This window comes from Pedobacter albus (genome assembly GCF_036324255.1).
Classification (GTDB): Bacteria; Bacteroidota; Bacteroidia; order Sphingobacteriales; family Sphingobacteriaceae; genus Pedobacter; species Pedobacter albus.
Window position 1 is genome coordinate 77,167 of sequence record NZ_JAZDQT010000004.1, and the last position, 26,325, is coordinate 103,491.

At 43.7% G+C, this 26,325-nt stretch carries 23 protein-coding genes; 10 read left to right on the plus strand and 13 right to left on the minus strand.

The genetic code is table 11. The annotated features are described in order from the left end of the window. Positions 1 to 100: 100 nt before the first annotated feature. From mfd to VRU48_RS19455, 3 genes are read left to right on the plus strand one after another with little or no spacing between them, the layout of a single operon-like run. Positions 101 to 3,439 (plus strand): transcription-repair coupling factor, encoded by a 3,339-nt coding sequence (gene mfd, locus VRU48_RS19445; RefSeq protein ID WP_330109595.1) that lies wholly within the window; start codon positions 101 to 103, stop codon positions 3,437 to 3,439. A gap of 53 nt (positions 3,440 to 3,492) precedes the next feature. After that, the gene (locus tag VRU48_RS19450) at positions 3,493 to 3,705 is read left to right on the plus strand and encodes a DUF3820 family protein (RefSeq protein WP_330109596.1); all 213 of its coding nucleotides are present in this window, start codon (positions 3,493 to 3,495) and stop codon (positions 3,703 to 3,705) included. A gap of 3 nt (positions 3,706 to 3,708) precedes the next feature. Continuing rightward, complete coding sequence (locus tag VRU48_RS19455) at positions 3,709 to 4,233, plus strand: hypothetical protein (RefSeq protein WP_330109597.1); 525 nt, start codon at positions 3,709 to 3,711, stop codon at positions 4,231 to 4,233. A gap of 24 nt (positions 4,234 to 4,257) precedes the next feature. Here the strand turns inward: VRU48_RS19455 and VRU48_RS19460 are convergent, their stop codons facing one another. Further along, on the minus strand, positions 4,258 to 4,977 hold the full coding sequence (locus VRU48_RS19460; RefSeq protein WP_330109598.1) for a DsbA family oxidoreductase: 720 nt from the start codon (positions 4,975 to 4,977) through the stop codon (positions 4,258 to 4,260). Between the two features lie 227 nt (positions 4,978 to 5,204). Between VRU48_RS19460 and VRU48_RS19465 the strand changes: the two genes are divergently transcribed. Continuing rightward, positions 5,205 to 5,846 (plus strand): hypothetical protein, encoded by a 642-nt coding sequence (locus VRU48_RS19465; protein ID WP_330109599.1) that lies wholly within the window; start codon positions 5,205 to 5,207, stop codon positions 5,844 to 5,846. Between the two features lie 52 nt (positions 5,847 to 5,898). Here VRU48_RS19465 and VRU48_RS19470 read toward each other — a convergent pair whose 3' ends face one another. The 4 genes from VRU48_RS19470 to VRU48_RS19485 form a co-directional block, all read right to left on the minus strand. Continuing rightward, positions 5,899 to 8,625 (minus strand): M14 family metallopeptidase, encoded by a 2,727-nt coding sequence (locus VRU48_RS19470; RefSeq protein WP_330109600.1) that lies wholly within the window; start codon positions 8,623 to 8,625, stop codon positions 5,899 to 5,901. Positions 8,626 to 8,725: 100 nt separating this feature from the next. Then, positions 8,726 to 9,955: an exo-beta-N-acetylmuramidase NamZ family protein gene (locus VRU48_RS19475; protein ID WP_330109601.1), complete on the minus strand. Its 1,230-nt coding sequence runs from the start codon at positions 9,953 to 9,955 to the stop codon at positions 8,726 to 8,728. A 61-nt stretch (positions 9,956 to 10,016) separates the two neighbouring features. Beyond that, positions 10,017 to 10,826: a phosphatidate cytidylyltransferase gene (locus VRU48_RS19480; RefSeq protein WP_330109602.1), complete on the minus strand. Its 810-nt coding sequence runs from the start codon at positions 10,824 to 10,826 to the stop codon at positions 10,017 to 10,019. 20 nt (positions 10,827 to 10,846) lie between these two features. Beyond that, on the minus strand, positions 10,847 to 11,794 hold the full coding sequence (locus VRU48_RS19485) for a CPBP family intramembrane glutamic endopeptidase (RefSeq protein ID WP_330109603.1): 948 nt from the start codon (positions 11,792 to 11,794) through the stop codon (positions 10,847 to 10,849). Positions 11,795 to 11,884: 90 nt separating this feature from the next. Here VRU48_RS19485 and dusB point away from each other — a divergent pair, with 90 nt between their 5' ends. The 3 genes from dusB to VRU48_RS19500 all read left to right on the plus strand — a co-directional run bounded on the left by dusB (position 11,885) and on the right by VRU48_RS19500 (position 14,293). Beyond that, positions 11,885 to 12,892: a tRNA dihydrouridine synthase DusB gene (gene dusB / locus VRU48_RS19490; protein ID WP_330109621.1), complete on the plus strand. Its 1,008-nt coding sequence runs from the start codon at positions 11,885 to 11,887 to the stop codon at positions 12,890 to 12,892. 29 nt (positions 12,893 to 12,921) lie between these two features. Beyond that, the gene (gene apaG / locus VRU48_RS19495) at positions 12,922 to 13,308 is read left to right on the plus strand and encodes a Co2+/Mg2+ efflux protein ApaG (protein ID WP_330109604.1); all 387 of its coding nucleotides are present in this window, start codon (positions 12,922 to 12,924) and stop codon (positions 13,306 to 13,308) included. Between the two features lie 73 nt (positions 13,309 to 13,381). Further along, positions 13,382 to 14,293, plus strand: a complete 912-nt coding sequence (locus tag VRU48_RS19500; protein WP_330109605.1) for a hypothetical protein — start codon at positions 13,382 to 13,384, stop codon at positions 14,291 to 14,293. A gap of 1 nt (position 14,294) precedes the next feature. Here the strand turns inward: VRU48_RS19500 and VRU48_RS19505 are convergent, their stop codons facing one another. The 3 genes from VRU48_RS19505 to VRU48_RS19515 form a co-directional block, all read right to left on the minus strand. Beyond that, the gene (locus tag VRU48_RS19505) at positions 14,295 to 16,775 is read right to left on the minus strand and encodes an Hsp70 family protein (protein WP_330109606.1); all 2,481 of its coding nucleotides are present in this window, start codon (positions 16,773 to 16,775) and stop codon (positions 14,295 to 14,297) included. Between the two features lie 4 nt (positions 16,776 to 16,779). After that, positions 16,780 to 17,073, minus strand: coding sequence for a hypothetical protein (locus tag VRU48_RS19510; RefSeq protein ID WP_330109607.1), 294 nt, complete (start codon positions 17,071 to 17,073; stop codon positions 16,780 to 16,782). Between the two features lie 160 nt (positions 17,074 to 17,233). After that, positions 17,234 to 17,929: a zinc metallopeptidase gene (locus VRU48_RS19515; protein ID WP_199137942.1), complete on the minus strand. Its 696-nt coding sequence runs from the start codon at positions 17,927 to 17,929 to the stop codon at positions 17,234 to 17,236. Between the two features lie 86 nt (positions 17,930 to 18,015). On the opposite strand from VRU48_RS19515, the gene VRU48_RS19520 reads away from it, so the two are divergent. Continuing rightward, positions 18,016 to 19,155, plus strand: a complete 1,140-nt coding sequence (locus VRU48_RS19520; protein ID WP_330109608.1) for an NAD(P)/FAD-dependent oxidoreductase — start codon at positions 18,016 to 18,018, stop codon at positions 19,153 to 19,155. Positions 19,156 to 19,339: 184 nt separating this feature from the next. Continuing rightward, entirely contained in the window at positions 19,340 to 20,623 is a 1,284-nt protein-coding gene (locus VRU48_RS19525; RefSeq protein WP_330109609.1) for a DNA recombination protein RmuC, read from the plus strand. Position 20,624: 1 nt separating this feature from the next. Here VRU48_RS19525 and VRU48_RS19530 read toward each other — a convergent pair whose 3' ends face one another. From VRU48_RS19530 to nadA, 5 genes are all read right to left on the minus strand, one after another. Then, positions 20,625 to 21,356 (minus strand): alpha/beta hydrolase, encoded by a 732-nt coding sequence (locus VRU48_RS19530; protein WP_330109610.1) that lies wholly within the window; start codon positions 21,354 to 21,356, stop codon positions 20,625 to 20,627. Positions 21,357 to 21,708: 352 nt separating this feature from the next. Next, complete coding sequence (locus tag VRU48_RS19680) at positions 21,709 to 21,804, minus strand: DUF6434 domain-containing protein (RefSeq protein ID WP_431311643.1); 96 nt, start codon at positions 21,802 to 21,804, stop codon at positions 21,709 to 21,711. A gap of 66 nt (positions 21,805 to 21,870) precedes the next feature. After that, a complete protein-coding gene (locus tag VRU48_RS19535; RefSeq protein WP_330109611.1) occupies positions 21,871 to 22,068 on the minus strand; it encodes a hypothetical protein in 198 nt (65 codons plus the stop codon). Positions 22,069 to 22,073: 5 nt separating this feature from the next. Then, positions 22,074 to 23,114: a thiamine-phosphate kinase gene (gene thiL, locus VRU48_RS19540; protein ID WP_330109612.1), complete on the minus strand. Its 1,041-nt coding sequence runs from the start codon at positions 23,112 to 23,114 to the stop codon at positions 22,074 to 22,076. A gap of 30 nt (positions 23,115 to 23,144) precedes the next feature. Beyond that, complete coding sequence (gene nadA / locus VRU48_RS19545) at positions 23,145 to 24,137, minus strand: quinolinate synthase NadA (protein ID WP_330109622.1); 993 nt, start codon at positions 24,135 to 24,137, stop codon at positions 23,145 to 23,147. A 536-nt stretch (positions 24,138 to 24,673) separates the two neighbouring features. Here nadA and nadB point away from each other — a divergent pair. Next, positions 24,674 to 26,260, plus strand: coding sequence for an L-aspartate oxidase (nadB, locus tag VRU48_RS19550; protein WP_330109613.1), 1,587 nt, complete (start codon positions 24,674 to 24,676; stop codon positions 26,258 to 26,260). The last annotated feature ends 65 nt before the right edge of the window (positions 26,261 to 26,325 follow it).

Below are 26,325 nucleotides of genomic sequence, written 5' to 3' on the forward strand. Positions count from 1 at the left end.
TGGAGGCCTTATTCCCAAAAGCGCTAAGCCTCCAGTTGTACCAATTGTCATTTCGGTAGAATTTAGCAGGCCGCCACTTGCAAATGCTTATCTTTGTATAGTGAACATCCGCGACCTGATCAACAGATACAAAACCGACGAGCGTGTGCAAGCTGTGGCGCAATCGCTCAACAAAGGTAAGGGCAGCAAAACCCAACTCAAGGGATTGGTGGGCTCTGCCGATGCCGTAATTGCCGTTGCCACCTATTTTTTGCTACACAAACCCCAGCTTTTTATCATGCCCAACCGCGAAGAAGCGGCTTATTTCCTTTCCGATTTAGAGGGCATTCTGGGCATAGATGTGCTGCTTTTCCCTTCGTCTTTTCGCAAGCCTTTCGAATTTACCCAGATTGATACGGCCAACGTATTGGCCAGGGCCGAAGTGCTGAACGAGCTGAACCACCAATCTGAATATGGCAAAATTGTAGTCACTTATCCGGAGGCTCTGGCCGAAAAGGTAATTGACCGCTCCATTCTCGAAAAAAACACCCTGGAAATCAGCCTTGGCGCCAAGCTCAGCATCGATTTCATTAACGAGTTTTTGATCGAATACGATTTTGAAAGATCCGATTTTGTATACGAACCTGGACAGTTTTCCATCCGTGGGGGCATTGTAGATATTTTCTCCTTCTCACACGAACTGCCTTACCGCATCGAATTTTTTGGCGATGATATCGAAAGCATCCGCACCTTCGAAATAGACAGCCAGCTTTCGGTAGGCGATGTCAAAACGCTCACCATTGTACCCAATGTACAGGCCAAGTTCTTAACCGAAAGCAACATCAGCCTGCTCGACTACATTGAAAAAGACACCCAGCTTTGGTTTAAGGACGTTGATTTGACCTTAGACGTGGTGAAAAGTGGCTACAAAAAAGCCAATGAGCTTTGGAAAGCCCTTTCGATGCCCGAAAAACAGCAAAACCCGAACTGGCTCGATCCCAAGTTTTCTTTTTCTGACGAGAAAATGCTGGCCGACTTGTTCCAGGATTTTTCGCTGGTCGAATTTGGCAAGCAGTTCTTTTACCAAACCGATTCTGTTTTTCAGTTCGATACCAAGCCCCAGCCCTCTTTTAACAAGGATTTTAACCTCTTGATCCACAACCTGAAGGAGAACGAGAAGGCGCATATCCACAATTTTATCTTCACCAATTCTACCAAGCAAACCGAGCGCTTGTATGCCATTTTAGACGATATCGACAAAACGGCCAAATTCACGCCGGTTAATATCCCATTGCGCGAAGGCTTTGTAGACCAGGGGCAGCAAATGGCTTTTTATACCGATCATCAGATTTTTGATCGTTTTTACAAATACCAGCTCCGCAAGGGCTACCAGCGCAGCCAAGCCATTACCCTCAAAGACCTGCGCGAGCTGAAACCTGGCGATTTTGTAACCCATATAGACCATGGCATCGGCAAATACGCCGGCTTGGAAAAAGTAGAGGTTAACGGCAAGATACAGGAGATGATCCGCTTGGTGTATGCCGACAACGACCTGCTCTATGTGAACATCAACTCGCTTAACCGTATTGCCAAGTTTAGTGGCAAAGACGGGACACATCCCAAAATGAACAAGTTGGGAACCGAGGCCTGGGATAAGCTCAAGAAAACCACAAAAAAAAAAGTTAAAGACATTGCCCGCGACCTGATTAAGCTTTACGCCATGCGCAAGGCCCAGTCGGGTACGGCATTTGCGCCCGATGGCTTTTTGGAAACCGAATTGGAGGCTTCGTTTATTTATGAAGACACTCCCGATCAGGTAAAAGCCACCAGCGATGTTAAAAAAGATATGGAAGCCCCGCACCCTATGGACCGCTTGGTTTGTGGCGACGTGGGCTTTGGCAAAACCGAAATTGCGGTACGTGCGGCCTTTAAGGCTGTGGCCAACGGCAAGCAGGTGGCTGTGTTGGTGCCTACCACCATTTTGGCCTTGCAGCATTTCAAAACATTTTCGTCGAGGTTAAAGGAATTTCCTTGCACGGTCGACTACATCAATCGTTTTAAAACCAGCAAACAGATTAAAGATACTTTGGCCCGCGTGGCCGAAGGCAAGGTAGATATCGTAATTGGTACGCACCGCTTGCTGAGCAAGGATGTGAAATTTAAAGACTTGGGCTTAATGGTGATAGACGAAGAGCAGAAATTTGGCGTAGCTGCCAAAGAAAAGCTGAAGTCGCTACGCGTTAATGTAGACACACTTACCCTAACCGCAACGCCTATTCCGCGCACCTTGCATTTTTCGCTGATGGGCGCCAGGGATTTGTCGATCATGAGCACGCCGCCACCCAACAGACAACCCGTTAACACCGAATTGCATGTGTTTAACGATAAGCTGATTCAAGATGCCGTTCAATACGAATTGGATCGGGGTGGACAGGTTTTCTTTATCCACAACCGTGTCGACGATTTGAGGCAATTGGGTGGCCTGATCCAAAAATTAGTGCCTAAAGCGCGTATCGGCATTGCGCACGGACAGCTAGACGGCGACGCCTTGGAAGACGTGATGCTCGATTTCATCAATGGTGAAAAAGACGTGTTGGTGGCTACTACGATTATCGAGGCGGGCTTGGACATTCCGAATGCCAACACCATCATCATCAACCATGCGCACATGTTTGGCCTCAGCGACTTGCACCAGATGCGCGGACGCGTAGGCCGATCGAACAAAAAGGCTTTCTGTTATTTGCTGACCCTGCCCATGTCGACGCTAACCAACGAGGCCCGTAAACGCCTAAGCGCCATTGAAGAGTTTTCTGATTTGGGCAGCGGTTTTAACATTGCCATGAGGGATTTAGACATCAGGGGCAGCGGCAATTTGCTGGGTGGCGAACAGAGCGGCTTTATTGCCGAAATCGGTTTCGAAATGTACAACAAGATTTTAGATGAAGCCATTCAGGAGCTGAAAGATGCCGAGTTTAAGGATTTGTTTAAAGACGAACCGCAACGTCCTTTCGTCAGCTTTACCCAAGTTGATACCGATTTGGAGCTGCACATTCCTGATGATTACGTAACCAACATCACCGAACGCTACAACCTGTATACCGAGCTTTCCAAACTCGAAACCGATGCCCAACTCTATGCTTTTGAACAAGAGCTGCACGATAGATTTGGACCAGTGCCAGCGCCTGTAAAAGGCATGACCAAAGTGTTGCGACTGCAATGGGTGGGCAAAAAGCTGGGCTTCGAAAAGCTGAGCTACAAAAAAGGTATTTTGCGTGGCTATTTTGTAAGCGACAAACAATCGCCGTTTTTCGATTCGGAAATATTCAATAAGATTTTGGCCTTTGCGCAGCTGCATCCGCGCCTGTGCAACCTCAAAGAAGTAAAAGATACCTTGCGCATTTCTTTTGACAACATCAACAATGTTGATGAGGCGATTGAAATGTTGGAAATGATTTTGTAGCACACGTTTACGAAGCTTTAAAAACTTCGTAAGCGTAATCAACCCAACCAAATATGGATTCTCAAATCTTACTAGACCTCGTCCGTGTTAAAATGCCTTACGGAAAATACAAGGACTGGTTAATCTGCTCCTTGCCCGAGCCCTATTTGGTTTGGTACCGGGAAAAAGGCTTCCCTGCCGGAAAACTGGGCCAGCTGTTGGCCACCATGTACGAAATCAAAGCCAACGGATTGGAGTATTTATTGCAGCCGTTGAAGAAACAATAAGCCATGGAACAGAAAGCCAGAAAGTTCACTATTGGAGAACTAGAATTCCGTAGCCTATCAGCGACTGATACCTTATACCTTTCCTCCTTTTTGCTTATTCTTTTGGCGAATATTTTGTTCTTCAAAGAGCTGCCTAAGTACCGCCTCACGACCTTGGTCTTTTTATCTTTTCTACCGGGGATTTTAACCATCAGCACACCCTTCGGCCTACGTTTTAGAAATGTATGGTTTTCACTAATCTGGCTGTTGCTCGTCCTGGTATTTGCCTTTACCAACAACAGTTCGCTGGTTTACTTTCCCTTGGCCAGCTTCCTGCTTTACCATATCGTAAGAATGGCCTTTTGGACGAATTATAACAGAGAATTTATTCCTTTTGAAATAGCAAGAGGACACTATTATCGCTACCGTAGTCAAACCGAAGGAAAAGCGGGGAGCCAAAAAGACAAAAACTATATGAAAATCCTATTTTGGATAGGCTTTATTATCTTTTTGTGTTGCTTGTTTGGAGCAGTTGGCGCAAAAATTTAGGCTTCGGCTCAAAGAATATACTTGCTATTTTATTTCACAGCCATCCTCATCACAAACGGCATCATTGTTTTTATTCAGGGAGGTAAGTTGAGTTTGTGGCTGGGTGGCTTTCCATTCATTAAAGCTTTGGGTTAGCGCTTCTTTAAAGGTAGGTACAGGCTGTGCACCAGAAAGCGCGTATTTGCGGTCTAATACAAAATACGGAACGCCCCGAACGCCCAGTTGCTGACTTTCGTAAATATCGTAGCGAACGGCTTCGGCATATTGGTCGCTTGTTAAAACGCCTTTTACCAAAGTTTCGTCCAAACCCAGTTCCTGACCGATGGCCAACAACACCTCGTCTTTTGATACATCCTGTCCATCGATAAAATGGGCCTTAAACAGCGCTTCTTCGGCTTGGTCTTGTAAACCCTGGCTGGCCGCAAAATGGATCAACCTGTGGGCTTTAAACGAGTTTGCAGGGATATTGGTCCCGAAGTCTATATCCAGTCCGGCATTTTTGGCCATTTGAGCTACCTGAACGGTTAGGCCTTGCGCTTGTTCGCGACTCATACCTTTGCTTCGAGCCAGGTAACTGTACAAGTCTTCGTTATTGGTATTTTGATATTCGGGATTAAGCTGAAAGCTTTTCCATTCTACTTCAATTTCTTTTTGAAAAGGCAGGCTTTGCATTGCTTCTTCAAAATGCCTCTTGCCGATATAGCAAAACGGGCACATTACATCTGACCAGATTTCTACTTTCATGGTACAAAGGTACGGCAGGCTTTTTTTGAAATGGTAAGCAGGGGGTAAAAATCACCAAACAAAAATCGTCATTGCAAAGAACGGAGTGATGAAGCAATCCCTTTCTTTAAGATTGCTTCGCTGTGTTCAAGATGACAATTTGTTCTGAATAACATGAGTTGGGTTCCCGTAAATGGAGATCTGCACAAAAAATATATCTTTGCGACTCAAACAAACTATTTAAAAAAATGAAAAAAATCTTATTAATGCTCTTCATCTCTGGGTCATGCCTTGTGGCAAGCGCACAAATTGAAGGTTCAAAGCAAATTTTCGAAAGTCCGCAACTAAAGGCTGAAACTGCCAAGCACAAGGTAATTGCCATTCTTCCTTTCAACACCAAAATCACCTACAAAAAACAGCCTAAGAATTTTAGCCAGGAAGCCAATCGCGAACAAGAAAAAACGATGTCGAAATCTATACAGTCGAGCTTGTTTACTTTTTTGTTGAGAAAAGCGAGCAATTACAGTGTTACTTTTCAGGATGTAGAAAAAACCAATATTTTGCTCAAAAAAGCTGGAATGCTCGACAAAATGGATGAGTTTACGAAGGACGAAGTAGCGAAAGCTTTAGGCGTTGATGCCGTACTTGGCGGCGATTTTATCACCGAGCAAACCAAATCGGAAGCTGGTGCTATTGCCTCGGCCGTACTTTTTGGCGGTTTTGGTGGCAAAACAGGAACCGGTACTTTAACCTTAACGCTTAATGACGGCAACGGCGATTTGCTATGGCGCTTCTTCAAAACCATGAACGACAACATTACCACTTCTACCGATGACTTGGTAGAGCATATGATGCGTAAAGTTTCTAGGAACTTTCCTTACGCCAAATAGCAAAAAAGCTCCCGACATAATCGGGAGCTTTTTTGTTTGCTTACTGTTGAATTTATTTATACAACTGGTTAAACATCCATTTAAATGTTCCATGGGTTTGGGCCCTGAAGGTGATTTCTGGTCCGAAGGCAAATAGTTTTCCCTTGCCATAGTCAGCTTCGAAAGCGGTTACGCCATCTTGCAGGTAGCTTTGTCCCCAAGCCCAGCCACTGCGCAACGGGGTGGCGTTGGCAAACCAGGCCAAAGGCTTGATTTTTCCGCTCGAAACCGCGTCGGCACTTAATTTAAACACCGGACTGTTGTCAAAATAAACATCGGCAGTACTGTCCATGCCCCAGTTGGCCGGCTGCTTGCTATCTAAAGCCACATTCAATACACTTCCTGGCACATAATATTTCTCGGCAGGCAGTCGTTTTTCAACCCCACCAACCAATTCTACGATCGCATTGCGAACCGGCAGATCAAGGTGGGCCGCCAAGTTGGTTGCGCTACCAATGGCTACAATCTCGCCACCTGCTTCCAAGAATTTTTTCAGTTGCGGAATTGATTTTTCTTGGCTCATGCGTCCAATTCTTGCCCTGTATTGTTCAGGAACGGTTTCTGGCGCCGGACCACCAAAGCCTCTTCCGCCAGCATTAGCCGGATTTGGATTGAAGGCCGGGATAGAACCATCTACAAAAACAATGACATCATATTTGTCTTTCAGGTTGCCCGCATCAATGTCTGGTGCGTAAATAACCGTTGCATCGAAATGGTATTGTTCCATAATGAAACGGATCCAACCTGAATCCATCGAACCTCCGTAAGTGTCCCAAAGGGCAATACGGGCTGGGGCAATTTTTACTGCCTTGGCGGGTTTTTGGGCTGCCATTACGCGCATGCCAAAGCCATGTTCTGCTTTGTCTAAAATACTTTTCGCCTTAGCCGATGCCGGTACGTAGAAAGAGCCGTCAGCTGTGTTTCTGTACACTTCGGCACCGCCTTTTAACAGCTCGTTTACGGCCAAGAAACTTTCGTTGGCCTTAGCGCTCAACACGTAACCGCTGCCACTTGGCAATGCTTTAGGCGTAGCTTTGATCAACTCGCCATAAGGAAGTTTTTCAAATGGGCCATCAAAAGGCTCTAAGATGCGATCAAATTTCACATTCATGAGGTAAGCCAAGGTCCAGCCTGCCGCATCGTAAGGCGCAATTGGAGGGCCTCCTTCGTATTTAAAATCGTTAGGGTGGTCTTGTGGCTCAAACATGTCTAAAACATGCGGACGGAAAGCCTGATCGGTTTTTACCACATAAGAACCTGCCGGGTACGATTTGCCTGCCACCGTAAAAGGAGCCGTGGCTTTTTGCACGCGAATACCGGTTCTGATCAGTGCATTTAAAAAACGAATGGCTGTAGTGAAATCCTGTTGGTCGGCCGAAAGGATATAGCCGCGGGCATCCCTGTTTTTGGGAGCCTTCATAATCGTATCCAAATATTTAACCGGCATGCCTCCACGATTGAAATCGCCTCCAGGACCAGCAGTTGTTGCTTTTTTATCCTTTTGATAGGCTTCGTTAATGGCATCGATCTTTTTAGGCGAGAACGACCAGGTGTCTTTGCTGCCACGCTCAATAGAGTTGCGGCCCATTTGGTAAATGTTGTACAACAATTCGTCGCTGTAGCGCTGCGCATAGTTCAATACGGCATAGTTCAAAGAAATCGAATAGTCAATCGAGTTTTTGAAATACCATTTTTGTGGCAACACTGGGTTTGGCGAATCGCCGTTTGGCAAGAGGCGCGAAGGCACCAAAGGAATATCTGACGGGGTTGGACTACCTACAATTTCGGTAAGCAAGCCAATCATGTTGTGGAAATAGGTGGTGGTACGCAAACCGCCATTATACCACGTAGAAAACACCGAACCGCCACGTTGGGTATAGCCCGGTTTGGCTTCTACGTTCATGCGGTTGTGCATGGCCGCGCCAACGGCATCGATACTGGTTAAAATAATCGGGTCGAACACATAATTATAAGGATCGCGGTAAGGGGGGCCCGCCACCACGGTACCTGCTGGACCTGCCTGATGGTGATTATACATGATTTGCGGAATCCACTCTACAAACAACTGACGACCCATGTTTTGCGTTTCTTTCAGGTTCAGCATGAAAAAATCGCGGTTATTATCGTGACCGGCATATTTTTCGTACAAGCGGGGCAAACCGTTAATCGAACGTTTTTTAGGGTCTTTTTCGCGCATGTACCAATCGCTCACCAGTTCTTGTCCATCGGGATTGGCGTGGGTCATCAATATAATTACCTTATCCAATATCTTGGTGGTTTCGGCATCGGTGCGACTGGCCAGGTTATAGGCCATTTGGATGAGCTGATGTGCGCCAACCACTTCGTTGGCATGCAAACCGCCATCAATCCACACCACGGCTTTGCCTTCGGCTGCCAAGGCTTTTGCCTGCTCTTTGGTCAGGTCTTCGGCATGCGCCAGTTTTTGCGAAATTTCTTTGTACTTCTCCAGGTTTTTTTGGTTCTCTGGCGAGGTAACGATGAGCATGTACTGGCTTCTGCCTTCTTCGGTTTTGCCAATCTCAACCAGTTTTACACGGTTGGAACTGGCGGCCAGTTTTTTAAAATAAGCTTCGGTTTGGGTGTAATTGGCCAGCTGGTAATCGTCGCCAATGTCAAAGCCAAAATGCGATTTCGGCGTAGGAACAGTTTGTGCCCAGACGGTTTGCACGCTAAAAAGCAAGGCCAACAGCCACAGGCTACGCGGGTAAAATTTTGCCATAAAATTAGTTTTGTTAGTTATATCAAATATAACCCGCTTTGGCTTTGAACGTGTTCTGTTATGGATTTGTTACAAGAATGTTGCGCGCAACGATTGCCAATTAATCTGGATACAAAAGATATTTTGCTCGAATAGCCTTGAATTTTTGCAAGCCAGGTTCCCAGCTTTTTCTGATTTCAGCTTCAGATACCCCTGCTATAAGCTGTTTTCTGAGCTGATCCGTACCGATGCGCAAGTCGAAAGGCGATACGCCATTGGCTCTTTCCTTACCAAAGAAATTGGCTTTGTCGGGATAGGCCTTATAAAGCTCTATCAACCAGGCTAAATTAATTTGACGGCTCTTTCTTAAGTTGCCGATATCATATTTACGGAGGTCGATACCATAGCAAACCGTGTCTTTATGGTTTGGCCTTTCGCTCATGCCGGCAATACTTACCGGTTTGTACGAAAAAGAATAGCTGTCTTTCAGTGCTGGTGCCCCCAAAATAGTAAATGGCATATAAGTTCCACGGCCCTCGTTAATAGCCGTTCCCTCGAACATGCACAGGCTCGGGAAAAGCATCACGGCTTGTTGCGTATTCAAATTGGGTGAGGGATTTATCGGCAACACATAAGACATTTGGTGATTGTAATTGGCCACTTTTATAACCTTTATTTTGCAGGGCTTCTTCAAATAGCCTTCGCCGTTAAGGTACTGGGCAAATTCTCCAATGGTCATTCCATGGGTCATGGGGATATAGTGTATGCCGATGGCGGATTTATATTTATCTTCGGTCATTACCGGTCCATCAACCACATAGGCATTGGGATTGGGCCGATCCAAAATAAGCAGTTCCTTACCATTTTCTGCACAGGCCTCCATTACATACTGCAATGTATTGATATTGGTATAGTAGCGACAGCCCACATCCTGAATATCGAACACCATCAAGTCAATGTCGGCCAACTGTTCTTTGGTTGGCTTCTCGTTGCGGCCATATAGAGAAATGATCGGAAGCCCGGTTTTGGCATCTTTCTCGTTGCCCACCGCCGCGCCGTTGCTCGCATTGCCTCTAAAACCATGCTCGGGCCCGAAAACCTTTACAATTTTAATCCCGAGGCTCAGCAGACTGTCTACACTGCTTTTTCGGCCAATTATCGAACTTTGGTTGGCAACCAGTCCAATTCGTTTTCCTTTGAGGTAAGACAAGTATTTTTCGGTCTGGTCGGCCCCCGTCATAATCTCCCGTTTATGGGATACGTTTTCGTCGGCCCATGCCCTCGACACAGGACTCTTGCTATTACCTGTGGTCAGGAGCATTAAAAACAGCGCAGCAGTAAGTCTTATCATTTTAAAGGTTTAAATTTCTTTCGTCTAAATATTAACTTACACATTTAGCTAGTATTTGCGATTAGTGCAAAATAAGGTACAGATACACATAAACCACTGGCGCAGCAATCAAAAGGCCATCAAAACGGTCTAAAAAGCCTCCGTGACCCGGTAAAAAACTACCCGAATCTTTCGCATCCAAACTTCTTTTCAGCATCGATTCGACTAAGTCGCCTAAAGTGCCAAAACATACGATGAGCACCGCCATGCCTGCCCAAATCCAGGTAGCCAGTTCGGTAAACTGGGTAGAGATGATATAGGAAACCAGCACACTGGTAAACAAGCCTCCGAAAAAACCTTCCCACGATTTTTTGGGCGAATGGCGTTCAAACAGCCTGTGCTTGCCAAACTTCATCCCAAACAGGTAGGCGCCAGTATCACTTGCCCAAAGCATCAGCAAAAAGGCCAGGGGAAGATGAAAATTGTAACGGTTAAAATCGTTCATAAACCCCAGCGAATAAAAGAAGCAGAAGGGTATGGTTACATAAACAAAGCCAATAAAGGTGTAGGAAATATTGGCAAAGGGGATTTTGTTCTTTTTGTAAAGCTCCAGAATAAAAATCGAAAACAGGAGCGGCACAATGAGCAAAAGATACTTCAGTTCGTACTGAAAAAAATGATAGCCCGCCGTAAGGCCAAAAATAACAACCGCAGCCACTACGCCTATGTTTCGGTGGGGCCTGATCCCTCCTATCTTAACCAGCTTGTAAAACTCGAGCAAGGCTACCACGCTCAGCGCCAAATAGAAGAAGGTAAACGTGTAGGCGCCCAAAAAAATGGAGCCCAACATCACAATGGTAAAGAAAAATGCGGTAATAGCCCGGGTTTTCATAAAGGTTAAAGCGGTATAAGTTAAGGGTTAGGGTGTGGCTCAATGCCTGCTATCGATTCTTTGGGTTTGGTTTGCTGTTTTAAAGAGCCGAACAAAGCTACGGTTAATGCCAAACTAATTAAAGCAACATACCAGGGCAGTCCGGCAGTATCGTCTTTATCGATGGGCAAATTGTGCTTCTGCATGTAAAAAGCCACGCAAACGGCATAGGCATTGTTTAAAAAATGCGCAAAAACCGTATACCAGATATTTTTGGTCCAAAAGTAAATATAGCCGAACATCGCGCCCAAAAACATCCTCGGAAAAAAGCCGAAGAACTGGAAATGGATGGTACTGAAAATGGCGGCCGAAACCCAAATGGCTACGTGCGGATTTTTCATCCAGCGCAAAAAGCATCGCTGTAAAGCGCCCCTAAAAATAAATTCCTCGCAAATGGCTGGTATCAGGGCCACTACGGTAATGTTGACCAAAAGTCCGCCAACTGTCGACATTTTTAAGATTGCCTTGGTCGTTTCTTCGCCTTGGCTTTCCAAATAACGCATCCATTCTTCAACCTTTTTCAGCGCTATCGGAAGGTGCATCTTTTGGTTCAGTTCGGTTGTCCAGCCCATAAAAGGCACCGCAACCAACATGATTAAAAAAACAAGGCTCAACCAATTTATCCTTGGGCCAGCGGTACCATAAAACCGGTTGGGATTTTTGCCTTCAGTTACGCCCAATAGCAGTGCCGGCGCCAAAAAGAAAAAAAGCTGCTGCACGGTAAGCAATATTTTAGTTGCCCCTGCACCTCCTTTTAAATCTAACTGGCCACTAAATATAGCCATCATCGACTCAGTGCCGTAGCTCAAATAAATAACAAGCACGCTCACCAGGATGCAAGCTATAAAACCCAGTCCTACCAGCAGCCCTAAAAATACCAATTGTACAAATGGGTGCTTTTCGCCGGCCGTTTCTTTTATAAAATCCATTTTAATGTAAAGATGCTCAAGTATTTGGCTGTTAAAAGCGCATTAAAAACAAAGTTTGTACCTTTGCAAAAATTAGTTGAAGATAGACAAATGTCGGTAAAGATAGGAAATATAGATTTAGGAGAGTTCCCCTTGTTGTTGGCGCCTATGGAAGATGTGAGCGATCCGCCTTTCCGTTACGTGTGCAAACAGGGTGGTGCCGATTTAATGTACACCGAATTCATCTCGTCTGAAGGGCTCATCCGCGATGCGGCCAAAAGCCGTCAGAAACTCGATATTTTCGAATACGAAAGGCCTATTGGCATCCAGATTTTTGGCAGCGACATCGAAAGCATGCGCGAAGCTACCGAAATTGCCACGCTGGCCAAACCCGACCTGATGGACATCAACTATGGCTGCCCTGTTAAAAACGTAGCCTGCCGTGGTGCAGGTGCCAGCTTGCTGCAAGATGTAGACAAAATGGTAAAAATGACAGCCGCTGTAGTAAAGGCAACCCATTTGCCCGTTACCGTTAAAACCCGCCTGGGCTGGGACGATAATACCAAAAATGTTTACGAAGTGGCAGAACGTCTGCAGGATGTGGGCATCCAGGCCCTCACCATACACGGACGTACCCGTGCGCAACTGTACAAAGGCGAAGCTGACTGGACCCTGATTAGGGAAATTAAGCGCAACCCGCGCATCAAAATCCCTATTTTTGGCAACGGCGATGTAGACAGTCCGCAAAAGGCCGCCAACTGGCGCTTAGAATACGAGGTAGACGGCATCATGATTGGCCGTGCCGCTATTGGCTATCCGTGGATTTTCAGGGAAGTAAAGCACTTTTTCAAAACCGGCCAGCTTTTGCCGGGCCCAACCCTCGAAGAAAGGATGCTGGCCTGCCGAACCCACCTCAACAAGTCTATCGAATGGAAAGGACCAAAAGTAGGCGTATTCGAAATGAGGCGCCACTATGCCAATTATTTTAAAGGCCTGCCCGATTTTAAACCTTACCGCATGCAGCTGGTCAAAGAGGAAAATATTGACACAATACATGCCATTTTGGACGAAGTGTCAGAAAAATATGCAAATGATATGCCTTTTGTAGAAATGGCTTGATTATTGAATTGCATTTCTTAATTTTAGTCATGGTTACAGCAATCACACAAGGCGTAAAAATCTCGGTAGATACCATTTATCAAGATGAGCACTCTAATCCGGCCAACGAGCATTACATGTTCGCCTACCGCATCGAGATAGAGAACTTGTCTGACTATGGCATCCAGTTGATGAGTCGCCAATGGATCATCTTCGATTCGAACGGCACCTTGCGCGAGGTAGAGGGCGAAGGCGTAGTGGGCGTTCAGCCTGTTATAGAGCCTGGCCAAAGCTATGCCTACGTATCGGGCTGCAACCTGAAAACCGACATGGGAAGCATGCGCGGCCACTATGTAATGAACCGCCTGTTTGACGATACCAGCTTTAACGTTGATATTCCAGAGTTTCAGCTTATCGTTCCCTACAAGCTCAACTAAATCCTTATTTTCCTTTAACCCTTTTGGTTAGCCTCTTTTTTGATACCTTTAGGCCAACCATTTGCCCATTAACGTGATCCAGTTCGAACTCCTAGATCTTGCCCGAAAACAGCTGCCCAACTTGGACCTGAACCAAGAAAGCGATGTGATTAGGCTAGAGAAAATACTAAAGGCCGAAATCAAGCTCAACAACAGCATCAACATCAACGATGTAGAACAGCTGCTGGACTTTTTGAGAAAGGACGGCGGAAGATTTGCTGTTTTTTTCCAAAATAAAACCATTCGTACCATTCTGAATGCCAAGGGCGAAACGATCAACTTTGCGCCTTTCGACCGTCGTGGGCTTAGCGATGAAACCCTGAATAGCTTTGCCGAAATATTTGCATCCAACGTGGAGGCCTATCTTAGGGAGTGCATAAGGGCAGGTGCCTGGTTTAGCCTGAAGAGCCTATTTATCAACTATTCTTTTTTGGTGCAGGATTCGACCCGCGAAAACATCCGACAGCTTTTAACGCTTAAAAACAAATCGATCATTCAAGCCATTTACACCCATCAATTTGTTTCTTTTATAGATTTTAATCGCTTTTGTAGGGATGCGGGCTATTATGGCATACTGAGCATCGTAGATCCTTCCTATTTCGACCAGGATATCCTCGAAATCAACAATGCCATCTACCAAAACCAGGAAACCACGGTAGAAAGGCTCAAGCTGTTGGGCGAGGTGCTTTATGCCTTGACCTACTATAATGCCCACTCGGAGGATTTACAGGCTACCCTGGCCAATAATCAGCCCGTGGCACTCAAATGGTCGTCGTTGGGCCAAAGCACCAGCAGTAGCAGCGATAACCATACCATGATCATCGTTTCTTATGTCGCAGCAGCCATCTTTATCATCATTTTGATGGCCGCAGGTGTAGGCGGTGTGGGCATATTCATACCAGTTGTGATTGCCATTGCCCGTTTGGCCAGCAGAAACTCGCGCTAGCTTATTTAAGGCCAAGCGTACCGTTCTGGTCCCTAAGCGAATCTTCCGGTTTAACCTTCAACAGGTTATACATTTGCGAAATAATGGCTTTTACTTCGGTATAATCTTTCTTGGTGCAAGCTATTTGGCCTCTTTCAATAAGCACTTTCAGCTTGTCGGGGTCTTGGTAGCTGTCTGCGTCGATATAGGAATATTGATAAAACAGCTCGATGTAAGAATCGTCGTTTTGGTAGTATATTTCTCTTACCAAGCGATGCAAATCCCTGATTTTGGCCTTGATCAGCGAAAGCTGTCCGGAGTTTAAAAACTGGGCTTCGTTTTTAATGGTCGTTTGAAAAACCTGATCTATTTTTAAATCTGGGTTCAGCAGCAAGTGCTCTCTGATATAGGTTTTCAATCCTTGGTATTCCTCTATTTCCACATAAAGCTCCTTGTTTCTGAGCAAGCCGTCTACCTGTTGCAGCAATTTGATTTTGCGCTCATCCAGGTTATAGATCTTATCGGTTATAAAATCGTCTTCCAGGTGGATCAGTTCCTCCAGCAATTCGATAATGGTGATGCGCAATTCTTCGAGCGTTTGGGCCATCGAATCGGTATCGATCAGGTCTGGTCCATCGCGTTCTATTTTTTGCAGGGCATTTTCCAGTTCGGCCTGAATTTTACGCACCGAAACCTGTCTGCTGGTGGCATTGAAAACCTGGTTGATTTCAAGACCAATAGAACTGATAAAAATATCAATGATCAAATCTCTCGATTCGCTGACCTTAAAGCTGATTTCGATGTCGGTACCCTTGAGCAGGTTGGCCGGCAGTTCTTCAGCAGAGATCTCGATATAGCCAATACACACATTACTGGCCGGCGATGCGGCCGCCAAACCCTCCACCACGTTGATCACCAATTGCTCTCCCGATCCTTTCATGATGGTTTTAGACGCGGTTTTGTATATTTTTTTGGAAAGAGGCAAGATGTCGTTCTTTTTGAAGATGCGCTCGAGGTAGGTCGTGCCAATGGTATCGTCTATTTCGAGGCAGATATCATTGGGCAAAGGCTGACCCGAAATATTATAGAGGCCATGGTTGATGCTGATATCGGTTTTTTCCAACACCATTTGTTGGAATTTATCAAAAACCCGCAACTGAAACTGATTGATGGCTTTGGGAACCAGCTTCACAAACTCGTTGAATTTCGAATGGAAGGCAATCAGTCCGGTATCAAAGCCACCATCGGTACGCGTTAGCCGGTAGTAGCCCGAAAAGTTGTTGGCTAGTACGCCTGTAATAAGTTCTTCTGCATCTTGCGAATTCACTTCGTAAACCAGCTTTATTTCTTGTGCAGGAACGGTCGGGGTAGCTGCTGGAGCTGTTGCCGCTTCAATCTTAATTTCCTTCGGTTGCCTGTTTTTAGTGCCTGCATAGTAACTGGCACCCACCATAATGGCCGTAGAGGGATCGATGCTCGAATCGACAATGGTGTTGAACTGCTGCTGCAGGGTTTCCCGCACATAGGGAATGTAGGTCGTACCACCCACCAACACAATGCGCTCAATGGCGCCGTCTTCAATTTGGTTCTTGTTTAACAGGCTTTTGGTGAGCTTAATCGTTTCTTCTACCTTTTGTTCGATCAGTTGGTTAAATGCCTGGCGACTGATCGGAAATTCGATAAATCCCTCAGGCATGTCGAGCTCTACATAAACCTCTTCTTTTAGCGACAATTCCTTCTTGGCTTCTTCGGCCTTGTAAAGCAGTTCTACAAACAGTTTGTAATAAGGCGCATCGGCTCCAACCATCTGTTTCCATAAATTTGTGATGCCCATTTGCTGCTCCAGTACCGGGCAAAACAAATGCTCGAGCATGAGGTTGTCTATGTCTAGGCCTCCCAAAAAGTTATTCCCTTCATGATCTAGCACCCGGAGCTCGCGATGGTTTATCCTAACCAGGGCCACATCAAAGGTACCGCCGCCAAAATCGTACACCAGCCATTTTTTTTCTTGATCCAACGATAGGTTTTGGGTATTGGCATAGGCCAAACAGGCCGCGATGGGTTCTTGCAACAGCACCACCTCTTCAAGGCCGGCCTGATAGCCTGCCGTTTTGGTAGCGTTAGATTGTACCGTTCCGAAAGAGGCGGGTATGGTGATAACCGCAGCCGTTGGTTTTGGCGTGCCTACAAAGCTGAGCAGTTCTTTCAGTACCAGTACCGAAAAATCGATGGCTGTTTTATTTTCGTTGGTAGCCGACACAAAATAGTTGTGTTCGCTGCCCATTTTCCGCTTAAAGCTCGAAAAAACGTGTTCGGGCTGCATGGTGGTCAGCTCTCTGGCCTTGTCGCCCACCAAAATCCTCCCGTTTCTATAGGCAACTACAGAGGGTAGCACTTCTCTAAATCCGACCGGGTTTTTATAGATATTTACCTTGCCTGCTTCGAATTTTCCGATTCCCGAATTGGTTGTTCCCAGATCAATGCCAAAATTGATGTTTTCCATAGCCTTATTCTACAATTACGATTGCTTTCTGAATCAATACCCTATGCTCGCCTTCCTGTTTATAGATCGTTGGTTTAAGCACTTTGGTTATTTTGAGGTCATTGCCGTTTTCGTTCAGGATATTGGCTTCTATAGCTACATCTCTTTCGTCGTAGCGTTGCCCTAAGGGATTGATTACAATAAATCCTTCTTGTTCAAACTCGTGATAAAGCCGCTCAAAATTACGGGTAAACAGCGCTTTGTCGGCCTCTTTGATCTTGTTTTCTATTTCAAATACCTGGGTAATGATATGCTGCATGCTCTTTTTTGTTTCGTTGGTGTAGATTGATGACTAAGATAGTTTCTTGCCGACAAATTGTTAGCTAAAGATCCATCTTTTGTTCATAAATTTTAAAAAAACCGGCACAAAAAAAGGACGGCAAATTACCATCCTTCCTCAGTTTCATTGTGCTTGAATGCTATTCTCTACTTCTGCCAAACAACATCGATGCGTAATACAAAAGATTGGCCAGTGCACCCAGCGCCGCAACCACGTAGGTCATGGCGGCCCACCAAAGCGCATCTTTTGCCTGTACGTTTTCCTCGTCGGTGTACATCACGCTGCTGTTGTTTTTTAGCCACACCAATGCCCTGTTGCTGGCATCAAATTCTACAGGCAGGGTAATAATGCTAAACAGCGTTACAATAGCCAATCCGGCTACCCCAATACCCAGTACAATCGGATTTCCGGTAAAACCGATCAGCAAAACACCGATCAATAATACCCATTGCAAAAGGTTTGATGAAATACTCACTACAGGCACCATATTAGAGCGCAACTGTAGCCAGTGGTATGATTTGGCATGTTGTACCGCATGTCCGCACTCGTGGGCCGCAACAGCAGCTGCCGCTACGCTCCGTCCGTAATAAACGTCGGTGCTTAAATTTACGGTATAACTTGCAGGATTATAATGGTCTGTTAACTGTCCCTCCAAACTCATCACTTTCACATTGTAGATGCCGTTATCTGCCAGCATCTTCTCAGCCACTTCCTTTCCCGATAAACCCGAATTGAGTTGCATCTCGGCATATTTTGAAAATTTATTTCTAAATCGCCACTGCACAAACATGCTCAATAACAGTACCGGGATGATTAAAATTAAATAGGTTCCCATATCGCTATATGTATGTTTTCGGCTTGCTTAAAACAAAAAGCGTTCCCATATTTAAGCATCATGAAAAATTTACATTACATTTAAGGGTGCAACAGGGCTTATCATACTGGGAACAGCAAAGTTTTTTCCATGCCGATGTGGTGATAGTCGGTAGTGGCATAGTGGGTTTAAACGCTGCCATTGCCATAAAAACTACACAACCCCTACTTAGTGTACTGGTTTTAGAACGTGGTTTTTTGCCTAGTGGAGCAAGCACCAAAAATGCCGGTTTTGCCTGTTTTGGAAGCATTTCTGAGCTTATTGAGCAAGAAAAGGCAAGTGGTACCGATGGCTTGCACCAACTCATTACAAAAAGGTGGCAAGGCCTCTCGAAACTTCGTAAATTATTGGGCGACAAAAGCCTTTCTTTTTACAACTTTGGGGGTTACGAATTATTTGTGCCAAGCCAACAAGAACTGGCCAACAACTGTGTATCAAAAATAAGCCATTTCAATGCTTTAATTAAAGATATTGTCCTAGAAAGTGACGTATTTGGCCTTAACAATGGTAAAATTGGCACATTCGGTTTGAAGGATGTAGACCTACTGATCGAAAACAAGCTCGAAGGGCAACTTAATCCAGGCATGATGATAAAATCCTTGTTGGCCCTGGCCAGCTCCTTAGGAATATCCGTACTGAATAATTGTGCCGTTAATGCCATCGAACACGAAGCCAGCCAAGTAGTATTGCAAACCAATCAAGGCTTGTTTAAAAGCAAAAAGGTACTGCTCTGTACCAATGCCTTTGCCAAAGCGCTTTTGCCAGATTTAGCCCTCGTACCCGGTCGCGGGCAGGTTGTGGTAACCAAGCCCATTCCAAACCTCAAACTTAAGGGAACCTTCCATTACGACAAGGGTTTTTACTACTTCCGAAACATAGACAACAGGGTATTACTGGGTGGTGGGCGCAACCTCGATTTCAAAGCCGAAGAAACCACCGATTTTGGCGAAACCAAACTGGTTCAAGATCATTTAATCCAGTTGTTAAGAGCTGTTATTTTGCCAGAAACCGATGTAGAAATCGAATACAAATGGAGTGGCATTATGGCTTTTGGTCCGGCGCTATCGCCTATTGTTGAAGAAGTAAAACCCCACGTATTTTGTGCTGTACGATGCAACGGCATGGGCATTGCCATAGGCACCCAAACCGGACAGGATGCTGCCGAAATGGTATTGAACAGTCTTTAATTCGGTTATATTTAATATAGCTACCTCTTAACAGATTTTTAATCGTCCTGTTGTTCTCACATGCTCTTAAATGCCTTAGGTGGTAAAAAACACAAAAGCCAATATATTAATCCGTGGCTAACATAAAAGGGAAACCGTTAGCAAACCCCTAATTTATTTCTTATTTTTGATAAAAATATTAGCAATGGAAATCGTAGGTATAGCTTTATTGGTCGTGATTTTAATCGTGTTATTGGTCATTCTGTTCAGAAAACCAAGTACACAAGCCAATGAAACCCTTAATTTTTTCAAAACAGAAAACCAGCGCCTGCAAGATGAGGGCAACGACCTGCGCGAACGCCTCAGCGAAGAAAAAGCCAATTTTATCAAAGCCGAAGCCTTAGCTCATTCCTACCGCGACAAACTGGCCGAACAAGGCAAAAACCTGGAAGAACTGCAACAAAAATTCAGCTCGGAATTTGCGAACCTCGCCAACAAAATCCTCGACGAAAAAACAGCCAAGTTCACCGCCCAGAACCAGACCAACCTCGATACGATTTTAAATCCGCTCAAGGCCAACATCAAATCCTTCGAAGAAAAGGTAGATAAGGTTTACCAAGCCGAGGCAGCCGAAAGAAACCATTTAAAAGGCGTTATTTTTCAGCTCATGGATCAAAGCAAACAAATCCAAAGCGATGCCAATAACCTAACCAAGGCTCTCAAAGGCGATAATAAAAAACAGGGAAACTGGGGCGAAGTTATCCTCGAAAGGATTCTGGAGCGTTCTGGGCTCATCAAGGATAGGGAATATCGCGTCCAGGCAAGCCTAAATAGCGTCGAAGGCGCGCGTTTGCAACCCGATGTGGTCATTGACCTGCCCGACGAAAAACATTTGATTGTAGACGCTAAAATTTCGTTGGTTGCCTACGAGCGTTTAATGAATGCCGAAAGCGAAGAAGAAAAATTGAGCAACCTTAAGCAACACTTGCTTTCCATCAAAAACCACATCGATGGATTGGCCGGCAAAAACTACCAAAATCTCTATCAAATCAATTCTCCAGATTTTGTATTGCTCTTTATGCCGATCGAATCATCATTTAGCGTAACCATACAAGCCGATACCGAGTTGTTCAATTATGCCTGGGACAGGAAGGTGGTTATTGTGAGTCCCACTACGCTTTTGGCTACTTTGCGTACCATTGCCAGCATTTGGAAAGTAGATCGCCAGAACAAAAACGTTTTCGAAATTGCCGAAGAAGCCGGTGCACTTTACGATAAATTTGTGGGCTTTTTGGCCGACATGGAAAAAATAGGCAAACATTTAGACCTTACCCAGAAAGCCCATGAAGATGCTTTTAAAAAACTGCAATATGGCAGTGGAAACCTGATTGGAAAAGCCGAAAAAATCAAAAAATTGGGTGCCAAAACCAAATCGAGCAAACAAATCAATTCCAAATTTTTAGGCAATGATCCTATAGAAGAAGACTAAACTATTTGGTCTTTTTTGGAAATAAAACTTGTAAACCATTGTAAACTGCATGATGCAGAATGGTTAAATGATCTTCCTTTTCAAAGTATTCAAACTTTGATTGAATCACTTTTGATTCCTGAAGCAATTTTCCAAACTTTTCGGCCTCGGCTACCATTTGTTTATGCTCGTTGCCTACAGCCAAATAAACCTGTTTGCGATTAACCTGTTTAGCCAATAAGCCAGATGCCTGGTTTAACAACGATTCGTTATCCCACCACAAACTCGGACTCACAATGAGGTAATTGTCGAATAAATCCGGTTTTTTCAAGAAAATTTCGGTAGCCAATAAGCCACCCAGCGATTGGCCAACAATGGTTTTGTTACCCACGTGGTATTTTTTTTCGATAAAAGGTTGCAGCTCCTTCGCTAAAAAATCGATAAACTTAGCCGAACTACCTGTAGTAGGAAAATCTTTTTTGTCTTCGCTTACCGTGGTAGGAAAAGTAAAATCCCTTTTTCTGTCTACATTGGCAATACCCACTACAATAGCTTTAGGTATAAATTCGATCATGCCTAGAAACTGAACTACACCAACTGTATGAATAAAATCTTCGTTAGCCGAACCATCTAAAAGATAGATTACAGGATATTTTTCTGTCGATTTTTCGCGGTAACCCTCAGGCAAATAAATATTCAAGGTTCTTTCCTCCTTGAGTAAAGTAGATTTGATTTTTTCAACTTTACCTAACACAAAGGGCTGTTGAGCCCAAGCAAAACTTACAGTTAACAGTAAGCAACTAATGATGATTAACTTTTTCAATGATTTAGATTTACCTTTTTAATTTTCAAATAGTTATTTCCACTTTATGCCCATCAAAGATAAAATCCAAGTAATTAACCTGATCAAGGCTATGTAAATCAATAAAAAAATAATAAAAACAATATAGCCAGATACCTGGGCTCTCATAAACCCAAAATCTTCATTTCTTATAATTACCCAATAAAACAGGATTGCTATGGGCACCAGAAAAATAATACTGATTATTATCAACCGACCTGAAACAGTAGGTTTACTTTTTTCTTTTTTCACGATTTTTAAATTTCTACAAAGTCTTGCCTACATTTTCTTTCATCCAAGCCATAAAAGGCCGGTTAAAATGAAAATCATCTCTCAAATGCAATTTGAAAAACCTATGCACGTTTTATAGTTTCTGTCAATTTTTGTAGACAGTTCTAAATGTGCACTATACCAAGTTAATCTCGCATTACAATTTTTTTACCAATGCTTTTTTCCAAAATATAACTGCTAAAACAATAAACAGAATAGTCATTGTTAATGCCATTGGCAAAAGACCTGATCTATTACTAGCAATATCAGCAGCAGAAGATGTTGCTATTCTAAACGTTTCTTTCACTGAACCAAAAGCAAATAAGCTAAACAAAATAGCCAGTGCTTTATACATAAATTTTATTTCTTAAAAGCATTCCAGCCTTGGGCTTTCAGTTCGTGTACCACATCCGATTTTGAAATCATCCTACAACCCGAATTTTTATCGGTAATATGTCCGATGATACTGATGTCTACATCGTTTTTAAGCTTTTCGTAATCAGCTTGTTTAATGGTGAATAACAACTCGTAGTCTTCGCCACCATTTAAGGCACAAACGGTTGGATCTAAGCCCAATTCGCGAGCGGTTTCGTAAGTTACCGGATCAATAGGCAGTTTGTCTTCATAAATAGTACAGCCTTTATCAGATTGGGTACAGATATGCAGAATTTCCGAGGCCAAGCCATCAGACACATCAATCATTGAAGTCGGTTTTATTTTCAGCTGTGCCAACAAATCAACCACATCTCTTCTGCCTTCTGGTTTCAATTGGCGTTCAATGATGTAATCCTTGCCTTCCAAATCTGGCTGTATCTGCGGATTTTCCAAAAAGATAAGTTTTTCCCGCTCCAAAATCTGCAAACCAACATAGGCACCGCCTAAATCGCCCGATACACATAGCAAATCGCCTTCCTGTGCACCGTTTCTATAGCAGATGTCTTCTTTTTTAGCATGCCCGATACTGGTAATGCTGATCACCAATCCTTGCTTGCTCGAAGAAGTATCGCCACCAATCAAATCGATGTTGAATTTATTGCAGGCCAGTTCAATGCCTTTGTAAATATCTTCTACCGCTTCTAACGGAAATTTGCTAGAAATACCGATAGAAACCGTAATCTGAGTTGCTACACCATTCATGGCATAAATATCGCTCAGGTTTACCTGTACAGCTTTGTAACCCAAATGAATGAGTGGCACATAGGCCAGGTCAAAATGGATTCCTTCCAACAACAAATCGGTAGAAACCAACACCTGCTGTTCGCTAAAATCGAGCACAGCGGCATCGTCGCCAACACCTTTAATGCTGCTTTCATGTTGTATCTTAAAATTTTGAGTCAGGTGTTTAATCAGTCCAAATTCGCCAAGTTCAGCGATATCGGTACGTTCTTTATTTTCAAACATAATTTTTTCTTTCTTAACGGTTCTACACCCTTACAATCCCAGCTTAGCTGAAATTTCCAACATCCTTTCAATCGGTTTACGGGCCTCCACGATAATATCAGCCGGAACATTTACTTCCGGCAAGCCGTTTTTAATACACAAATACAGTTTTTCGAGCGTATTTCTTTTCATGTACGCACAGTCGTTGCAGGCACAGGTATTGTTGGGCGGCGCCGGAATAAAAGTCTTATCCGGACAGGCTTTTTCCATTTGATGGATAATACCGCTTTCTGTAGCTACGATAAACTCTTTGGCATCGCTGTTAATGGCATATTTAAGCAATCCAGTAGTCGATCCGATATAATCGGCCATGGCCAAAACGGCTTCTTCACACTCAGGATGGGCAATAAATTGCGCGTTAGGATGGCGTTCTTTCAGTTTGGTAATTTTTTCCCTCGAGAAAATTTCGTGTACCATACAGGCTCCGTTCCACAATACCAGATCGCGACCTGTTTTTTTGGCTACCCAGGCACCCAGGTTTTTATCCGGACCAAAAATAATCTTCTGGTCTTTAGGCAGGCTTTCCACAATCTGTACCGCATTGGTCGATGTACAAACAATATCGCTCAACGCCTTCAATTCTGCCGTACAGTTTACGTAGGTAATCACGATATGATCAGGATATTTTTCCTTGAATTTTTTAAACAGGTGCGGTGGACAGCTGTCGGCCAAAGAACAACCTGCCTTTAAATCGGGCAATAAAACCTTTTTGTTGGGCGATAGGATCTTGGCGGTTTCGGCCATAAAATGAACCCCTGCAAATACAATCACATCGGCTTCGGTTTTGGCGGCTTCCTGCGACAAGCCCAAGCTATCGCCAATATAGTCGGCAATATCCTGTATATCAGGTTCTTGGTAATAATGTGCCAATATAATGGCGTTCTTTTCCTTTTTCAGTTTCTCAATCTCGTCGAAAAGATCGAGCGTTGGATCTATTTCTTCTTCTACAAAGCCCTTGATGCTCAGTTCTTCTGTAATATCCATCATTGTGTTTTTTAATTTTGAATGATTGAATTTTGAATGATCGAATGGTTTTGCCAATGAAAGCCATTCCTTCAAAATTTATAATTCCTTCATTTAATCATTCCGTCCTTCTATCATTTAAGTTCAAAGATACGCAGCTTTCAACGCATCAATCAATCATAATTACTTTTTATAAAAAGATTCTTGTTATTTATTAGCATGTTGGTATTGTGAAGAAATTCTGCTAAAATCTTATCGGAAATAACTTATCACATACTTACCAACATTTATCCTGCTTTTTTATTTTAATTAGGGCTTGATTTTCAGTGCGGTATTTTTAGACCTATAAATTTATCAATATTAAAATGTGTATTCTTAACAGGTGTGTAAAAAGTTAATAAACTGTATAAAGCTGCTCAAAAATTATGCAAAAGATTGTGTCAAATTGCGATTTTGGCTTAGCTTTAAACATTCAAATAATTTTGTTGGTTTTATTTAGACAGGCTACCAACATTAATGTTGAAATTGTTAACAATTGCTTGAATAAAGTTAATTTAATGAAGAAAGTAGATTTTTTGGTGATAGGATCGGGCATAGCCGGATTGAGTTTCGCCCTAAAGGCGGCGCAGTATGGAAAAGTACTGATCGTAACCAAATCAAACGAAGACGAATCGAATACCAAGTATGCACAAGGTGGTGTAGCCGTGGTAGTTGACGAGTCTGATTCGTTCGAAAAACATATAGAAGATACCCTCATTGCGGGCGATGGATTGTGTGATGAAAAGATTGTGGAAATTGTAGTCAAAGAAGGTCCGCAACGCATCCAAGAGATTATAGATTACGGAATTAACTTTGATAAGAACACTTCTGGCTTCTTCGATCTGGCCAAGGAGGGCGGCCATTCAGAACATCGTGTTTTGCACTATAAAGACATTACCGGTTATGAAATTGAGAGTGTTCTATTGAAGCAGATCCATGAGAATAAGAACATCGAGATATTAACACATTACTTCTGTTTAGAGTTGATTACCCAACATCACCTGGGTGTACATGTGGATAAGAGCAGTGAAGATATTAACTGTTACGGCATATATGCCTTTAATACAGAGCTTAACGATGTGGAAAAGATATTGGCAAGTGTTACCGTAATGGCGTCGGGAGGTGCAGGCCATGTGTATTCGACTACTACCAACCCAGTTATTGCCACAGGCGATGGCATGGCCATGGTTTATCGTGCCAAAGGCAAGATCAGAAACATGGAATTTATACAGTTCCATCCTACTGCCTTGTATAATCCTGGCGAATATCCTTCCTTTCTGATTTCTGAAGCAGTTCGAGGTTTTGGTGGCGTGTTGAGAAGAAGAAATGGCGAAGAATTTATGTACGAATATGATAAACGTGGTTCATTAGCATCGCGTGATATCGTAGCGCGTGCCATAGATGCCGAAATGAAAAAATCGGGCGATGATTTTGTATACCTCGATATTACCATGAGGAAAAAGGCAGATATTTTGACCCATTTTCCTAACATTTACGCCAAATGCCTGTCTATTGGTATCGACATGACCAAAGATTTTATTCCGGTTACGCCAGCAGCGCATTACATGTGTGGCGGTATTATGGTTGATGAATATGGAAAATCATCCATCAATAACCTTTATGCTTGTGGAGAAGTGTCGTCTACCGGATTGCATGGGGCTAACAGATTGGCCTCCAATTCTTTGCTAGAAGCTACGGTTTTTGCCCATCGTATTTTTGTATCGGCTATTGAAAGCTATAAAAAGAATGTTATTCCAGAAAATATTCCTGATTGGGATGCACATGGTGTTACACAATCGAACGAGGATATTTTGGTAACCCACAACCTGCGCGAAACCCAAAAAATCATGAGCGATTATGTAGGTATTGTACGGTCAGATTTTAGATTAGACCGAGCCATGCGTCGTTTGTATCTTTTATTCGAAGAAACAGAGGAGTTTTATAAGGCTAATAAGGTATCGGTTAAGCTGTGCGAATTGCGTAATGTGATACAGGTGGCTTATATGATCATCAAATCGGCCAAAGCCCGCAAAGAAAGTCGCGGTTTACATTATACAACCGATTATCCACACCATGCCGATCAATTGGTTGATACGATTATTTAGTTTGCAGTTAACAATTTTCAGTTCATAGCTTTTGGTTTTCCTAACAATTTAGCAATAAAGCAATT

Bases quoted from the DNA above. Each gene is read 5' to 3' on its own strand.
- VRU48_RS19510 (WP_330109607.1), bottom strand. From the start codon at position 17,073: ATGCAGCATATCATTACCCAGGTATTTGAAATAGAAAACAAGATCAAA.
- VRU48_RS19470 (WP_330109600.1), bottom strand. From the start codon at position 8,625: ATGGCAAAATTTTACCCGCGTAGCCTGTGGCTGTTGGCCTTGCTTTTT.
- VRU48_RS19515 (WP_199137942.1), bottom strand. From the start codon at position 17,929: ATGGGAACCTATTTAATTTTAATCATCCCGGTACTGTTATTGAGCATG.
- nadA (WP_330109622.1), bottom strand. From the start codon at position 24,137: ATGGATATTACAGAAGAACTGAGCATCAAGGGCTTTGTAGAAGAAGAA.
- dusB (WP_330109621.1), top strand. From the start codon at position 11,885: ATGTCGGTAAAGATAGGAAATATAGATTTAGGAGAGTTCCCCTTGTTG.
- VRU48_RS19505 (WP_330109606.1), bottom strand. From the start codon at position 16,775: ATGGAAAACATCAATTTTGGCATTGATCTGGGAACAACCAATTCGGGA.
- apaG (WP_330109604.1), top strand. From the start codon at position 12,922: ATGGTTACAGCAATCACACAAGGCGTAAAAATCTCGGTAGATACCATT.
- VRU48_RS19455 (WP_330109597.1), top strand. From the start codon at position 3,709: ATGGAACAGAAAGCCAGAAAGTTCACTATTGGAGAACTAGAATTCCGT.
- VRU48_RS19465 (WP_330109599.1), top strand. From the start codon at position 5,205: ATGAAAAAAATCTTATTAATGCTCTTCATCTCTGGGTCATGCCTTGTG.
- VRU48_RS19535 (WP_330109611.1), bottom strand. From the start codon at position 22,068: ATGTATAAAGCACTGGCTATTTTGTTTAGCTTATTTGCTTTTGGTTCA.
- nadB (WP_330109613.1), top strand. From the start codon at position 24,674: ATGAAGAAAGTAGATTTTTTGGTGATAGGATCGGGCATAGCCGGATTG.
- thiL (WP_330109612.1), bottom strand. From the start codon at position 23,114: ATGTTTGAAAATAAAGAACGTACCGATATCGCTGAACTTGGCGAATTT.
- VRU48_RS19485 (WP_330109603.1), bottom strand. From the start codon at position 11,794: ATGGATTTTATAAAAGAAACGGCCGGCGAAAAGCACCCATTTGTACAA.
- VRU48_RS19480 (WP_330109602.1), bottom strand. From the start codon at position 10,826: ATGAAAACCCGGGCTATTACCGCATTTTTCTTTACCATTGTGATGTTG.
- VRU48_RS19525 (WP_330109609.1), top strand. From the start codon at position 19,340: ATGGAAATCGTAGGTATAGCTTTATTGGTCGTGATTTTAATCGTGTTA.
- VRU48_RS19475 (WP_330109601.1), bottom strand. From the start codon at position 9,955: ATGATAAGACTTACTGCTGCGCTGTTTTTAATGCTCCTGACCACAGGT.
- VRU48_RS19450 (WP_330109596.1), top strand. From the start codon at position 3,493: ATGGATTCTCAAATCTTACTAGACCTCGTCCGTGTTAAAATGCCTTAC.
- VRU48_RS19460 (WP_330109598.1), bottom strand. From the start codon at position 4,977: ATGAAAGTAGAAATCTGGTCAGATGTAATGTGCCCGTTTTGCTATATC.